The 14,837-nt window shown below is 39.0% G+C and carries 12 protein-coding genes; 6 read left to right on the top strand and 6 right to left on the bottom strand.

What is annotated here, in order from left to right:
- Genes CPT03_RS13620 through CPT03_RS13605 form a run of 4 tightly spaced genes read right to left on the bottom strand, consistent with a single transcriptional unit; the run spans position 1 to position 2,827 of the window.
- Entirely contained in the window at positions 1-1,155 is a 1,155-nt protein-coding gene (locus CPT03_RS13620; RefSeq protein ID WP_099439362.1) for an ABC transporter substrate-binding protein, read from the bottom strand.
- Positions 1,156-1,179: 24 nt separating this feature from the next.
- On the bottom strand, positions 1,180-1,731 hold the full coding sequence (locus CPT03_RS13615; RefSeq protein WP_099439361.1) for a phage tail protein: 552 nt from the start codon (positions 1,729-1,731) through the stop codon (positions 1,180-1,182).
- A 23-nt stretch (positions 1,732-1,754) separates the two neighbouring features.
- Positions 1,755-2,285, bottom strand: coding sequence for a phage tail protein (locus CPT03_RS13610; RefSeq protein ID WP_099439360.1), 531 nt, complete (start codon positions 2,283-2,285; stop codon positions 1,755-1,757).
- A gap of 11 nt (positions 2,286-2,296) precedes the next feature.
- Positions 2,297-2,827 carry a phage tail protein gene (locus CPT03_RS13605; protein ID WP_099439359.1) on the bottom strand — a complete coding sequence of 177 codons (531 nt, stop codon included), beginning with the start codon at positions 2,825-2,827 and terminating at the stop codon, positions 2,297-2,299.
- Positions 2,828-2,972: 145 nt separating this feature from the next.
- On the opposite strand from CPT03_RS13605, the gene CPT03_RS13600 reads away from it, so the two are divergent.
- The 3 genes from CPT03_RS13600 to CPT03_RS13590 all read left to right on the top strand — a co-directional run bounded on the left by CPT03_RS13600 (position 2,973) and on the right by CPT03_RS13590 (position 9,014).
- Complete coding sequence (locus CPT03_RS13600) at positions 2,973-3,908, top strand: hypothetical protein (RefSeq protein ID WP_099439358.1); 936 nt, start codon at positions 2,973-2,975, stop codon at positions 3,906-3,908.
- A gap of 1,057 nt (positions 3,909-4,965) precedes the next feature.
- Positions 4,966-5,832 carry an endonuclease/exonuclease/phosphatase family protein gene (locus CPT03_RS13595; RefSeq protein ID WP_157766442.1) on the top strand — a complete coding sequence of 289 codons (867 nt, stop codon included), beginning with the start codon at positions 4,966-4,968 and terminating at the stop codon, positions 5,830-5,832.
- Entirely contained in the window at positions 5,829-9,014 is a 3,186-nt protein-coding gene (locus CPT03_RS13590; protein ID WP_099439356.1) for a GH92 family glycosyl hydrolase, read from the top strand. The genes CPT03_RS13595 and CPT03_RS13590 overlap by 4 nt, the downstream gene beginning before the upstream one ends.
- 609 nt (positions 9,015-9,623) lie before the next feature.
- Here the strand turns inward: CPT03_RS13590 and CPT03_RS13585 are convergent.
- Together CPT03_RS13585 and CPT03_RS13580 are read right to left on the bottom strand one after the other, a co-directional pair.
- Positions 9,624-10,466 carry an alpha/beta hydrolase gene (locus CPT03_RS13585; RefSeq protein ID WP_099439355.1) on the bottom strand — a complete coding sequence of 281 codons (843 nt, stop codon included), beginning with the start codon at positions 10,464-10,466 and terminating at the stop codon, positions 9,624-9,626.
- Positions 10,467-10,490: 24 nt separating this feature from the next.
- The gene (locus CPT03_RS13580; protein WP_099439354.1) at positions 10,491-11,588 is read right to left on the bottom strand and encodes an endo-1,4-beta-xylanase; all 1,098 of its coding nucleotides are present in this window, start codon (positions 11,586-11,588) and stop codon (positions 10,491-10,493) included.
- 374 nt (positions 11,589-11,962) lie between these two features.
- Between CPT03_RS13580 and CPT03_RS13575 the strand changes: the two genes are divergently transcribed.
- From CPT03_RS13575 to CPT03_RS22815, 3 genes are all read left to right on the top strand, one after another.
- Entirely contained in the window at positions 11,963-12,568 is a 606-nt protein-coding gene (locus tag CPT03_RS13575) for a hypothetical protein (protein ID WP_099439353.1), read from the top strand.
- 8 nt (positions 12,569-12,576) lie between these two features.
- Positions 12,577-14,598: a plastocyanin/azurin family copper-binding protein gene (locus CPT03_RS13570; protein WP_099439352.1), complete on the top strand. Its 2,022-nt coding sequence runs from the start codon at positions 12,577-12,579 to the stop codon at positions 14,596-14,598.
- A 74-nt stretch (positions 14,599-14,672) separates the two neighbouring features.
- Positions 14,673-14,831: a hypothetical protein gene (locus CPT03_RS22815; RefSeq protein WP_157766441.1), complete on the top strand. Its 159-nt coding sequence runs from the start codon at positions 14,673-14,675 to the stop codon at positions 14,829-14,831.
- Positions 14,832-14,837: the final 6 nt, after the last annotated feature.

Below are 14,837 nucleotides of genomic sequence, written 5' to 3'. Positions count from 1 at the left end.
TTAGGAGCAGAGGTATGTATTTAGCCATTGCGATGAAGGGCCTTGTATTTCAAAGTTGATCAGTTCATTGAAAGATTCTTCAACTACTTCCAATGATAAACGATGAAGGCTCGAGGAATCATTGTTTAATTTACTATGGAGGTAATGTACTGGAGAGATATAGTGCTGGGAATAAGCATGCATGCGTATTTCTCCTTTGGCTCCCTGAAGCAATTGAAGATCCTGATGTTTGCTGATTACCTTTGCATCGATCAGTTTTCCTTCCGAAATCTTAAGAATTGTTTTAAGGATTAGTCCGGTATCCCAGCCTAAGACACCAAATGAATCCGGTTCTCTACCAGTGTCATTTTTAAAACTATTACAATAAGCTATATTTTCTTCATTGTCCAGTTCTTTAAACCAGGTAGTATATCCACAAACTTCGATATTTTCCGTTGGGTTTAAGTTTTCTTCGGTTTGTGATTCCTCCAATAAAACGGGGCCGGCATAAAGTTTTAATTTTCTGTTGCCTATTTGCTCCCGGAGCTGATGGTAAAACTCAGGTACTAGCTCTCCGCTTAATATGCCCAGTAATGCCTCAGTTTTTTGCTCTGTTTTGAGAAAGGAAATAAGAGAACTGGTATTGAATTCTTCTTTTTTCTGGTGGCCAACAAAATTAAATAGGATTTGACCGGATTGACTCATAAAAGAAGCTGAAATTGCATGACTGATAGAATAGCCGCCATCATAAAAGGAATTTACAACTACAGCAGTCTGGTTTTCTTTTGCTGCCTTTTTGCCAGTAAGCCAGCAATTGGAGACATTGTTTAAGCTGTGGTGAATCACATTCGGCTGGGCGGCCCAGGACGACGGATATTTAGCGCCATGGTTTACAACGATCATCAGCTTGTTAAGTGAATTGATCAGAGGAAATAGGCATTCTACTACCGGGTAATCGGCAAAGATCACGATCAAATCTACTCGATGCTCCAGTATTAAGCGTTCGGTTTCCTGTTGAATTAAAACGGGGTCTGTTCCAAAACCTATATAAGCTGGAATACAGTCGATATCATTTGTGAGCTGGTGAAATTTAAGAAAAATGCTAAGTCCATCCATGAAATTGTAAGATATCAGAGGATGAGTACTCGACCTGGGTAATAGAATACCTGTTTTCATGATCGCTTTGGAGAATGTTAATGATTAATTGCTAGAAGGGTAAATTCCTTCTAGGGCTATAATAAAGTTAATAGCGCAATACGGTTGCATATTGTCGTGTGGTAAATTACTTCCTGCCGGTCCAACAGTCCCTGCACTTTCTAATGGAGCCATTTTATCGGGTGGAGTATCTCGTCCAAAAAACTTTTTTAATGGGGCCTGGGCGATAAAGTTGTTGTCAGGAGAAGCAGAATTTCCCGCTGAATCACCACGCGTCTTAAAGCTGACTTCGCTAGTGAGTATGCTATGGTTGTGAGCAGGAAGCTGTTGAGTGGTAAGGGTAACGCTCTCTACACCTCCTGATTGTCCTAAAATAAATGTCTTGCCGAGTGTGGTGCCAACATGAATAGGTACACGACCAGCAAGATTGGGAAGGGCAAAGGTATTTATTCCGTCTCCACCGTATGTTGTGCCAAGTAGTGTATATAGCGCATCGTTTTGAGAGATTGCTAAAAGTTGACCGTTGCAAAAAGCCCAACCCCGGGGGGCAAAATTTCCTGCAAACATTGTTATTTCCCCTAAAAATGGTTCTTCCATGATGTAATATTTAAAGTGAAAACTTAATTTCTGGCAGGAAATATCCCCTGCATTGCAATTACAAAAGTCACAACCAGATAAGGTTGCAAATTGTTGTGCGGTTGGTTTCCTCCGGTAGGTTGGGTTTGGCTGCTAAAGTTTGTTGTTAAAGGGCTCATAAATCCCGTGCCAGCCTGGTCTGAATACAATGGCGTGCTGGTGGTGGTTCCTGGCAAAGCGCCTATAGGATTTGCTGTCGCTGCTGCCCCACCGGTTCCGATTGCTGCTTGTACACCGTGATTGTGGCTAGGCATCTCCGTAGAGATCAATGTTACAGATGGCGAGCCCCCAGTTTCTCCAAGGTCATGATTGTTGCCCGGCATTATCGGGCAGCGACCCATAAGATTTGGCAGTGCAAAGGTAGATTGTCCGTTTCCACCATAAGTGGTGCCGAGGATAGAAAACAAGGCAGTATTTTGTTGGATAGGAAGGAGTTGTCCGTTACATACAGCAGTGCCACGCATTGCGAAATTGCCGGCGAACATAAAAATTCCGCCTATAAATGGATCGGTCATAGTTGATTTTATTAATTACGTGATGGGAATACTCCGACTAAGGCAATGACAAAGTTCAAAGCGAGGTAAGGCTGCATGTTTTCATGTGGCTGATTGCCTCCGCTATTGGCTATGCTGGCTGAAACAGTTCCCATAGTCGTATCAGCAATTGCGGTAAACCGTTTTGTCTCTACGGAATTGCTTGCAAAATAATTGTTGACAGGGGATGTTTTATTAGCTGTTGTACCTGTTTTTGCCTTAATGTTACCGTTACTAACTTGATGGAGGTGGGCAGGTATTTGCTGGGTAGTTAAAACGCTAGTGAATTCGCCTGCAACCTGTCCCAGGGAAAAATCTGTACCTGTATGGAAAGGAGCTCTTCCCCTAAAATCCGGAAGGGCAAAGGTGGTTACACCATTCCCGCCATAAGTGGTTCCCAAAATGGAAAAAAGTGCCTGATTTTGTTGAAGCGATAAAAGCTGTCCATTGCAAAATGCCCAACCTCTTGGGCTAAAATTAAAAGCGACGATAGAGATTTCGCCCAGGTATTGGTTAACTCCCATAATGAGAAACAATTTAGATAATTGGAATAAAGTTATTGTTAAATGTTCACACTTTTAAATAAATTTTAAAATAAATGCAATATGCCTTGTTTTTTTGCGTTGTAATGTTTTTTTTTGTGTCAGTCATACTCTAAATTGACGTTTAATGGAATCAAAACGCAGATTTTTTTTAAAAAGCGCATCTGTTTTGGCTGGTGCAGCTGTCTTTGGGAAACCCCTAACCACATTGGCTAATGTAAGTAAAACGATTAATGGTTTCTCAAGAAGAAATGAGCTTATTGTTTATCATACAGCAAATCTTAATGGATATATTGAGTCTGGTAAGGGACAGCAGGGAGGTTTAAATGAAATCAATAAACTTATTCAGGACCAGGAAGCTTTTGGTCTTATCATAGATGCGGGAAACTTTATCGGTAAAGCTGATGATATGAAAGTTATCAGTAAGATGAATAAGATGGGTTACCATGCTGCTACAATAGGAGTAGCTGAATTACGGAATGGAGAAGAGGGACTGGCTACATTCCTGCCTTTTATGAATTTTCCCCTGGTAAATTGTAATTATAGCTTCAGTAATCCTGTTTTATCTTCTCGGGTGAAAACTTCTACGATTATTTATTCCGGGAATTTAAAAATTGGAATCACAGGATTGGGTGCAAAAACGGGAACTGATGGCGTTCGTTTTCAAAATCCCTACCTGGCATTAAATAGGACTGCTGAGTTATTAAAAGTTAATGAGCGTTGTGATCTTGTAATCTGTCTTTCTAATTTGGATGCTGAGGATAAAACCTATAACAATATAGAATTAGCTAATAAATCTGTGTATGTTGACTTTATCATAGGAAAGAATAGCACCAAGGTTATGAGGGGAGCTATGATTTGCAGGAACTCAAGAAAAGAAGAGGTAATGCTGACTCAAGTAGGTTATGATGGGCTGATAGTTGGGAAAACGAGCTTTATGATGAATGGTTTAAAAGAAAAGAATGGGTTTGCTCATCAATATCTTGCTGCTGGCATGCCATTACAAAATAACCCAAAGTATGCTAACCAAATCTTAAATAGGATGGTTAACAGTACAGTTTAAGCAGGTTTACTAATTTTACTGTTAGAACCAGCTGGATAGGAATAATTATTATTGACTTTCGGCAATTTAATCGTTTTTTATGGATTGGTTTGGCCACCTGCCTCGAAATGTGATGGGAATGTTTGTTCACTCCTGAATTTACATGCCATTTTGTTCGAACCCGAAAGTTGCTGATACTTTTCATCTCTCTGTGTACTCCAATTCAGAAGAGAGGATAGATGCGTTGGAATACGCATTTGCTTATCCTAAGATGATGCCTTCATATCAATCGTTAATTGAAAGTTACCAAAAGCTGTTAACTTAGGAAAGGGGTATTGCGCATAATTTCGGTTATTATTGCAGATTTTTAGATGATGAGATTTTACGAGTCTATTGTTTGAACCCCTTTTTTCGTTAAGTCGATTAGCTGTATTTTCGTTTGGATAGATTTTACATCAATGACACATGAACTCCTGTTAGCTGGAATTGCCAAATATATATACTTGAGTGAGTAGGAGCGAAACCTTTTTTATCCTATGTACAAACGTTGCACGGTTGTTCTGTGAATTGTACACTTTTGATATGGGATAAGAAAAAATTCAGCACAATCAACTGAACTTTGGTATTATCGAACTTCGTATTAATAATAAATTTTTAATAAACATAAAAAACAAAAATGAAATACACTTTTCTCCTGTTAGCCTTAATGTTATTATTTTAACTGCAAGGCTCAAAAACAACTTGAGTTCTCTAAGGTGATGGCCTGGAATACATTGCACGGCGCAAATGACAATAAGGATGGAAAAGCACATGCATACAAAAAAATCAACCTTTTACTGTTAATTTTCTATTCATTATGTTTGTACATATGGAGTTGTTTATGTTCTTTTATCGTTTTCGGTATTCGTTTTTAATTATTTAAAAATTTTTTGTGCTTGTATGTTTGTACATGTTGATTTTTTTGTTAATCTTGGCTAGCTATTACATTGATGAATCTTTTAAAACTTAAAATTAATAGAAACCTGAAATGAAGCTTACCCTTTTCTTTTTAACATTCACATTCTTTTTTTTTAATTCTATGGCCCAAAAGCCCACAGGTACTTTTAAAGTCATGGCCTGGAATATATTGCATGGTGCAAATGACAGCAAGGATGGAAAAGCTCATGCCATACAGATTATAAGAGGAATAAATCCGGATGTAATATTGATGGTAGAAACTTATGGTTCCGGTAAAATAATAGCCGATTCCTTAGGCTACAATTTTCATTTAATTGCTCCGGAAGGTACTGACTTAGATGATAAGAATGTTAATCTGTCAATTATATCAAGATATCCTTTTGGGGAAAGAATCGATACCAATTTTCCTTTTTATCTGGGTGGACGAGAAATTATAATCCAAAACCAAAGAATAAGATTTTTCTCAAATTGGTTTCATTATTTGCCATGGGAAAACGAGCCTGAAAAATTAGGTAAAAATGCAGAAGAACTTCTGGTTTGGGAAAGATCCGGAGCTAAGTACGAAATGATACAAAAGGTATTGCCTTATATAAAAAAATATGCTGCAGAAACTGACTCTGTACCTATGATTCTTGGCGGAGATCTGAATACTCCTTCTCATCTGGATTGGACTGCTAAAACCGGGAAAATACACAATAATCTGGTGGTTCCCTGGTACTCAACAAAAGTATTGGCAGATATAGGACTGATAGATACTTATAGAACCTTGAATCCAAATTCCCTTACCCATCCTGGTATTACCTGGCATACTAAAGGTGAAAATGATGATCATCGGATAGACTATATATTTTACAAAAGTCCGAAGTTAAAAGCTGTAAAATCTGAGTCTTATAAGGTGTTTTTTGAGGAGACAATAAAATTGAATGGCAAAGAAATTTTGTATCCTTCTGATCATGGCTTTGTTGTAACAACATTTAAAATAAAATGAAGAAAATAGGATTACTTTTAATAATATACTTATTTTCTCTATCTACTTACAGTCAGAAAAAAACAGTTTGGAAAATAGGGGAAGAAGATAATAGTGCGGCGGAATTTGCATTGGCCCCTTCCGGAAAAGGTAGTTTTCTAGCCGATTTTGGTGGTGAAAATACAGTGTTTTCAATCGGCTATTCTAACCCTCAGAAGCATTGGCCTTATGTGTTGCCTGGTCCACTAGATAGTTGGGCTGGGGGCGGATATTGGTCGGGATTTTATCCGCGTCATTTCCCAAGAATAGTATTTAATTTAAAGAACCAGATTTCAAAAAGTATTGCTAAACTCATTATTGATTTTGCTGATGTTAATGCAAAGAAACCAACGGTATTGCGAGTAGAAATAAACGGACACCTCCAGGAATTAACTATAGCTGCCGGAAATGGAAAAGCATTAGATGGTAACTATTCTGCCGGCAAAAAAATAGCTGTATCGGTCGAAGTGCCCGGGAATTGGCTCAAAAAAGGACTAAACATCATTCAGATGGGTATGGTGTCAGGATCATGGGCTATTTTTGATGACATTCGAATGGAAGGAAATCAGGATTTACAAATTCAAGCTGCTTCGTCTTCTTTAATTCTTTCTGCGAAAGCTGCACCATTTGAATTGAAAAAGGATAATAAACGGATTCAGCCTTTGTTGATCGATATTATACAAATGGATAAAGAAGAATCCATCAATGTTTCAGTTGGTGGTTTACCTCCTGTTACAAAAATTATAGAAAAGGGACATGCAGTTATAGAAATACCTATGCCGGCAGTAGCGCAAAATAAACAAGCATTTAATTCAGTTGTTACGATAAAAAAAGGAAATAAAATTATATATACTGGTAATGTTACCCGTTCTAAACAAAGCCTCCAAACTTATGTAGATTATGTCGATTTGCTTATGGGGACCGGCAACTCCCGCTGGATGTTTAAGCCCGGGCCTTCATTGCCACTTAGCATGGTTCAAATAGCACCGGACAATCAGGATGAAACTTGGAAAGCAGGATACGAGTATACGGTAGACAACATTATGGGTTTCAGTCATTTCTCTGACTGGACGATGTGTGGTTTGTTAACGATGCCTACAAGTGGTAAGTTGCAAGTAAATCCGGGTACAGAAAGAGATCCTGATGGTGGTTATCGTTCAAGAATTGATAAAAAATCAGAATCTGCTTTGATTGGAAAATATAGTGTGTTTATGACAGATACCCGTATCAAAGCTGAGATCACTGCAACAAGACGGGCATCTCTTCAGCGTTATACTTTTCCCGCATTGGATTCAGCAAGGGTATTGGTTGATTTATTTACGCCCAATGAGTATCCGCATAATCTGAAAGAGGCGAAAATCACAAAGGTCACCAGTACCGAAATAGAAGGCTTTGCTACTTATTACAATGCATTTACAGGCTATTCATTAGAGCAATTATACACCGTTCACTTTGTGATGCAGTTTAGTAAACCATTTCAATCCATGGGCGGATGGGTTAACAGCGAGATGAAGCCTGTTACAGGATATATTGGAGGATGGAATCGCACACATGAGTTTGAATCAAAGCCGGTCATAAGGCATAATATTACTGCAATACAAGGGAAAGGGGACTTGGGAGTATTCTTGAATTTTAAGACTAAGCAAGGGGAAGCAGTAGAAGTCCGAACGGGAGTCTCATTGGTTGATTTGAATGGAGCGAGAAACAATCTTCAAAAAGAAATGATAGCACCTTTTGGCTGGGATTTTGAAAAAGTAGTTCAAAATGCGCGTAAGATATGGAATGAATATTTGGGCCGGGTTCAGATAGAGACAGAAGACCATCTGCAAAAAGTGAAATTTTACACTAATTTATATCGTGCAATTGCAGCTAAAGCAATTTGGAGTGATGCTGATGGCAGATACGTGGATGAAGAAGAGCAGATTCGTCAGCTTAACAATAAAGAAGACTGTATTGTGAGTGGAGAGTACTGGAATACCTTTTGGAATAATCAGCAGTTGTTCAATTTGGTTGCTCCTGAGATCTCCTCAAAATGGGCGCGGTCTGGTATTGAGCTTTATAAGAATAGCGGTTGGTTTAATACGGATCCTGCAGGTGTAGAGCAAACCGGCGTGATGGTGGCCATGCACGGTGTCTCGCAGATACAGGGAGCCTGGCAAAGTGGTATCAGAGACTTCGATCTCCAAACTGCTTATTCTGGCTTCAAGAAAATGCTGACTACTGCTCCCCAAAAATATCCGGGTGGCGGTACTGTGGGAGTTGAGGATATTGAGCCTTATATGAAGTACGGATACATTCCATTGGGTATGGGCTCTGTATCTAATACAATGGAGTATGCTTATGATGATTGGTGCTTGGCACAAATGGCCTTAGTACTGAATAAAAAAGAAGATTATACTTACTTTAATAAGCGTTCGGAAAACTGGAGAAATATCTTTGATAAAGAATCTGGCTTCGCACGGCCAAAGGATAAGCAAGGAAATTGGCTAAAACCATTTGACCCTTATCATACTCCTGGTTTTGTAGAGGGGAACTCCTTTAACTATACCTGGTTTGTGCCGCATAATCCCGATGGACTGATTTTTCAAATGGGTAAGGAACGATTTGCTGATCGATTAAATGAGGCAATGGAGAAATCAGCGGTAGCTAATTTTAATGCTTCTGGAGATGATTTTTCTTCGTTTCCTGTTAATCATGGTAATGAGCCGGCCATGGAAGTTGCTTATCTGTTTAATTGGGCCGGCAAGCCCTGGCTGACCCAAAAATGGACACGTGCCATACAGGAACAATATTATGGAACTACACCATATGATGCCTATCCGGGTGATGAGGATCTTGGTCAGATGAGTAGTTGGTTTATCATGAGTACTATTGGCTTTTTTCAAATGGATGGAGGCTGTTCGGTAAACCCCGTTTATGAAATTGGTAGTCCACGGTATCCACGTACCACAATCCTATTTAATAATAAATATAAAAGAGGAGTGAAATTTATAATCGAAGCGAACCATGCCTCAAAAGAAAATAAATACATTCAATCTGCAAAGTTAAATGGAAAGACAATTCAGGATTTCAAGATTTTGCAAAGTGAAGTTTTCAAGGGAGGAATACTCGAGTTGGAAATGAGTAATAAGCCAAATTTAAAGTGGGGTATAGTGAATAAATAATTTACCTAAATTAGTGTTATGAAAAAAAATAGCTGGTATAACCTTACTAAAGGTAACACTTACGCAACAATTTGGTATGTTTCCTTTATAATCATGATTATAGAAATTATCTTTTTCAGTTAGCTTGTAGTAGCCAAATGTGATTCTTTCCCCACTTTTGGATTGTAAGCATGATATAAAGACTAATGCCTCGTTAGAGATTCATGAATGTTGTAAATCTGATTTCTCTCACAATGATACATTGAAAGCCATACCTCATGAGTATAAAACTTAACTAAAATATCAGATATTCCCGTTCCATTTTATCACGGTCAAAATTAGGGACGGATTCATTATATCCCATTATAAAGAAATCATGTATATGAATCTCCTTGTTTTAGGCATAACCTGTATAATGACTACATGTTTCAGCGCGTTATCCTCACCGTCAGCAGATGTTAGATCTGCATACAAAATTGAAACAGATACTGCAAATTGATTCATTCTGGATTGACTACCCATGCAAGCCAGCAAAACACTAAAGGTTGAAATTAAGAAAACAGAGATAGGTTATATGTTCATCAGAAAAGGACAACTTTATTTTATAAGTTCTGCTCTACATTATGCAGTTTAGTGATCTTTAAATACCAACTGGCTAAAATGATAGAGATCATTCTTCCATACCTTGAAATCATGTCCCCCCGGTTCTTTCAGAAAAATATGAGGAATTTTGTTTTCCTTCAGATAGTCGACCGTACGGGAGGTAATTGGCATCAGATTGTCTTCTGTGCCACAAGAGATCCATAATAATTTTAGTTGTTTATGTGTTGTTGTTGGGTTTGGGATGAGTTCTGTTGGTTGTTTAGTATTGGGAGCAGAAGAAAAACCACCTATCCAGGCAAAAATGTTCAAATTACCCAGACCGAAGTTCAATGACTGACCGCCACCCATAGATAGCCCCGCAATTGCGCGGTGCTCACGGTCTTTATAAGTAGAATAATGTTGTTGAACATATGGTATCAGATCTTTTATCAGGTCATCTTCAAAATGTGCAAATGCCTGCACCTTATCTGGCGCCATGATGTTGCCCGTGGCCCGGTCATTCGCCATAGCTCTTCCATTGGGTAAAACAATGATCATCGGTTCAGCTTTTTTGTTCGCGTAAAGATTATCCATAATGACTTCAGGACGGCCATTGCGCAGCCATTCAAATTCATCACCTCCAATCCCGTGTAAGAGATATAATACAGGATATTTTTTCGTTTTCAAATACCCTGGTGGGGTGTAAATGAGCGCAGTTCTGGTCTTTCCTACGGTTTTCGACTCATAATGGATGGTGTCTATTTTACCGTGTTCGAGTCCTACCTGAGGTCGGTCGAAACCGTCGGGAGCAGGGCCAGGCTGGTACTGAGCGTTTGTTGTCAGGCAGGCCAGTAGTAAAACAAAAAATAGAATGAAGGTTCTGTGTGTCATGTGAGGTAATTAATAATTGGTTGATTAAAATTTGACTACGTTCCAATAGGCTTTTTTTGGTTTAAGTTGTGTGTCGAATAAAAGCGGGTAGTTTTTACGACCGCGTACAGGGAAATTGTCCAGCCAGCTGTACTTATCGGATAGGTTCCAAAATGTCACCCCGCTTATGCATTTTTTATAGTTCCTGAAAACTTTAAAAATCATCGAGTACTGTTCCGCTTGCTGCTGCTCACGCTCTGGGGTTAATATGGAAACAGGAGCTATAACAGTTTTATCCTGTAGATTTCCATCCGCATATATAGAAACGTCAAGTTCGGTAATCTGGATCTTCAGTCCAAGCGATGCAAACAGTTTAAGGGTGCTTTCAAGTCGTTCTTGTGAGGGGTCTTTGAACGTCCAATGCGCTTGTAGGCCTATTGCGTGTACTGGGACACCCTTATTCCGCATCTTTTTTAGTAGTTTATAAATGCGCTGCCTCTTATCAGGGTTTTCGGTATTGTAATCATTATAAAACAAAATGGCTTTTGGATCTGCTTCATGCGCATATTGGAAGGCTTTATAAATAAAATCTTCACCACAGATCTGATACCAAAGCGAATTGCGTAGTAGCTGGTCAGGTTCATCTGATACTGCTTCATTTACAACATCCCAAGCATATATCTGACCTTTATATCTTCCCACAACCGCATAAATATGATCTTTTAGCCTTTGAAGCAAGACTTCCTTACTAACCTGTTTTCCAAATTCGTCGTAGAATATCCATTTAGGCGTCTGGTTATGCCAACACAGGTTATGCCCGCGAACTTTTAGATTATGTTTTTGTGCGAATGCCACAATTGCATCAGCGTCTTTCCAGAAAAACAAGTCCTCTTTAGGATGGATGGGGCCCATTTTCATAGCATTCTCGGCTGTGAGGCTGTTGAAATGAGTTAAAATGAAATTCTGCTGAGCAGAATCTGCTAGTTGTTTGGCAGTAACAGCCACGCCCATTGGAAAGTAATCCCGATAATAATCCTTTAAGCCTCTTTGATCTCCAGAGGTTTGTGCAAAAACATAAATTGGTAATAACAAAACTGCTATGGCAAAAAGGGTATGAGTAATTGCTTTATAAAGTAAATTCATAACTGATCAATGATGGTACAATATAGTAATTAAGACAATCGATTGCATAATATTTTGTTAGATACTTGATTGAAAACCCAGTCCATTGTTATTTTGTGTAGTATTTAAATATTAACCTGATTATTACCGATAATCCAGATGGAATAAAAATAATTCTTGAATGATAAACAGTTCAAGATATTTAATATATTTGTTAGGCAATCGATTGTTTTATTGCCCAATGACCAAATAACCTTTAAAGTATGACCATTTGCAAACGAGTTATATGCTGTGTCGCATTTTTTACATGCTATGCTACTTATACTTGGGGCCAAGCCTCCAATCCGTATATCCTGAACGCAGGAAGTAAGCCTTATTTATTACGAAGCTACCTTATGTTTGAAGGAAAGAAACGTACTCACGTAATTTCCGTAGGTACTCCAGAGAAAGTGAATTATTCTTATGATCTGAAACAGGGGGCGTTATTACAGATCTGGCGCGGAGAGTTTTTAGACGTTACTGAAATGTGGAAGGATAGGGGAGAGCCTCAGCTGGCAAAGCCTTTAGGCTCTGTGCTGCCTCTTACAGCAACACCGGCTATTGCAGCACTGGCAGATAAGAATACAGAATGGCCCGATTCTATTGCCTTTGATGATTTACAAAACAAGGGTTATGTACTGGATAAGAACAAAATGCTTACATTTTCATATTCTTCAAATGGAGCCGATGTAAATGATAAAATAGTGATGCAAAGCGATGGTGTGGCAATAGACCGTACCATAAGCGTAAGTAATAGTAAGGGACCTTTGTATTGCAGAATTGCTGTGGGACCAAGTATAGAAGCATTGAAAAACAATACCTATAGTATAGGAAATAAAGTTTATACTGTGAAATTGGCTGCTGAAATCAAGGCTTTTATCAGGAAAACAAAAAATGGTGAGGAACTGCTTGCTCCATTAGCTACGGGAGCTGATTCATTAACTTATTCGCTAATCTGGTAGATCAAAGGATGAAAAACTCAAAATATTTACTGTCTCTTTTATTGTTTGCCGCTGGTATAGCAAAGACAACTGCTCAAACAGAAAATCAAATATTTCCAATCGTTACGCTTCCAATTCCTAAAGAAATAGCACTAGAAGTCGGAGGAATGACCCTATTACCCAATGATGAGCTGGCTGTGGCTACCCGACGTGGGGAAGTCTGGATCATTACAAATCCATATATGAAGGATGGACAGCAACCAAAATACCGCTTGTTTGCTCATGGTATGCATGAAATATTGGGCCTAAATTATATTAAGGGGGATATGTACCTGACGCAGCGTGCCGAGCTTACCCGTCTTCGTGACCTGGATGGTGATGGAGAGGCCGATGAGTACAAAACGATGTATTCATGGCCATTATCAGGCAATTATCATGAGTACGCCTATGGTCCTATGCTTGATAAGGAAGGCAACATGGTGGTTACATTAAATTTAGGATGGATAGGCTTTGGAGAAAGTATGTCTAAATGGCATGGATGGATGCTTAAATTTTCCCCCGATTTTACCATGAAACCTTTCGCTACAGGTTTCCGCTCACCTGCAGCTTTTGCGCTGAATGGTAGTGGTGATATCTTTTATGCGGAAAACCAAGGTGACTGGGTAGGCTCAGGCAGCATTACGCATGTCGAGGAAGGTGATTTTGTCGGGAATCCAGCAGGGTTGATCTGGGCTGACCAACCGGGCTCTCCGGTAAAGCTGCGCAAAAAAGATATCCCTGATACCGGTGAGCCAAAATATGATGTAGCCAAAAGGGTTCCCGGATTAAAAACCCCGTCTGTATGGATTCCTCATTCTATTATGGGTAATTCGACATCTGGAATTCTGGATTATTCAGATAATGGAAATATGGGGCCTTTTAATGGACAATTATTTGTGGGCGATCAGGCCCAGAGTAAGATTAGCAGGGTATTTCTGGAAAAGGTTAAAGGGGTATATCAAGGGGCTGTATTTCCTTTTCGAGAGGGGTTTTCTTCAGGTGTATTGAGAATGAATTGGGGTTCTGATGGTAGTATGTTTGTAGGTATGACCTCAAGAGGGTGGTCATCAACCGGAAAAGAAGAATATGGATTACAGCGCTTGACCTGGTCTGGCATTATACCTTTTGAGATACAGACCATTAAGGCGCAGCCTGATGGTTTTGAACTGGAATTCACAATGCCGGTAGATGAGAAAACTGCACGTAATGCGGGTTCATATAAACTGTCGACTTTTACTTATAAGTATCATCACATTTATGGAAGTCCGGTGATCAATCAATCTCCGCGCAATATCAAAGCTATTGAGATTTCTCCTGATCATAAACGTGTACGTTTAGTGCTTGACAGTTTAAAGCAAGGATATATTCAGGAGATCAGAACGGAAGGAATACGTTCAGAAAGTGGCAATGCACCTTTGCTTCACAATTATGCATACTATACCTTGAATCAGATTCCAGATGGAGAAAAGATAGTAGCTACGGCCGAAAATAAACCCTTGGGTGCTATGCAGGCTGACAACACGAAGCAAAGCATGGATCATCATCATATGGGAAATATGGCCACTACCACCGGTAAAGTTACCGGCAATACTTCGGCAGCAAAACACGTAACTAAACTGCCGGCAAGCTGGAAGAATGGGCCGGATAAAACCATTTTACTGGGAACTAAACCGGGGTTGAAATTTGACATTACAAATTTTACTTTAAAAGCAGGTACTAAAGTGAAACTGACTTTTGCAAATACTGACGATATGCTGCATAATTTTGTGCTGACTATGCCTGGATCGGGTAATATTGTGGGTGAAATGGTGATGAAGATGGGGCTGGATGGTGAAAAGTATGATTTTGTTCCAAATAGTTCTAAGGTGTTGGTACATACTGTTTTATTGCAGCCTGGAAAATCAGATACGGTTTATTTTACCGTACCGAAAACTCCAGGGGTATATCCTTTTATCTGTTCATATCCAGGTCATTATACGGTAATGAAGGGACAGATCAAAGTGCTGAAATAATTTTTTCATAATATTGCTTTCTGTTATTGTATAGGGTTTCAATACGCAGAACTTAATTTATTAATATAAATATTATGACCGAAACAGAGTATTTGGAGTTTTGTAAAAAGCAAATTACTGGTCCATTAAAAGAAGAAGATATCATTACTATGCTGACTGCCTGGGGTGCCATTAATTACTCGCTTGGCTATAAAAATGCACTGATTGATCATGATATTGAAGCTAAAGAATAGCTCAGC

Source organism: Pedobacter ginsengisoli (assembly GCF_002736205.1).
Taxonomy (GTDB): Bacteria; Bacteroidota; Bacteroidia; order Sphingobacteriales; family Sphingobacteriaceae; genus Pedobacter; species Pedobacter ginsengisoli_A.
This window is presented reverse-complemented; position numbering and strand designations above follow the sequence as displayed.

Excerpts from the sequence above, each read along its gene's own strand:
- CPT03_RS13620 (WP_099439362.1), bottom strand. The coding sequence starts at position 1,155 with ATGAAAACAGGTATTCTATTACCCAGGTCGAGTACTCATCCTCTGATA.
- CPT03_RS13615 (WP_099439361.1), bottom strand. The coding sequence starts at position 1,731 with ATGGAAGAACCATTTTTAGGGGAAATAACAATGTTTGCAGGAAATTTT.
- CPT03_RS13610 (WP_099439360.1), bottom strand. The coding sequence starts at position 2,285 with ATGACCGATCCATTTATAGGCGGAATTTTTATGTTCGCCGGCAATTTC.
- CPT03_RS13605 (WP_099439359.1), bottom strand. The coding sequence starts at position 2,827 with ATGGGAGTTAACCAATACCTGGGCGAAATCTCTATCGTCGCTTTTAAT.
- CPT03_RS13600 (WP_099439358.1), top strand. The coding sequence starts at position 2,973 with ATGGAATCAAAACGCAGATTTTTTTTAAAAAGCGCATCTGTTTTGGCT.
- CPT03_RS13595 (WP_157766442.1), top strand. The coding sequence starts at position 4,966 with ATGGCCCAAAAGCCCACAGGTACTTTTAAAGTCATGGCCTGGAATATA.
- CPT03_RS13590 (WP_099439356.1), top strand. The coding sequence starts at position 5,829 with ATGAAGAAAATAGGATTACTTTTAATAATATACTTATTTTCTCTATCT.
- CPT03_RS13585 (WP_099439355.1), bottom strand. The coding sequence starts at position 10,466 with ATGACACACAGAACCTTCATTCTATTTTTTGTTTTACTACTGGCCTGC.
- CPT03_RS13580 (WP_099439354.1), bottom strand. The coding sequence starts at position 11,588 with ATGAATTTACTTTATAAAGCAATTACTCATACCCTTTTTGCCATAGCA.
- CPT03_RS13575 (WP_099439353.1), top strand. The coding sequence starts at position 11,963 with ATGTTTGAAGGAAAGAAACGTACTCACGTAATTTCCGTAGGTACTCCA.
- CPT03_RS13570 (WP_099439352.1), top strand. The coding sequence starts at position 12,577 with ATGAAAAACTCAAAATATTTACTGTCTCTTTTATTGTTTGCCGCTGGT.
- CPT03_RS22815 (WP_157766441.1), top strand. The coding sequence starts at position 14,673 with ATGACCGAAACAGAGTATTTGGAGTTTTGTAAAAAGCAAATTACTGGT.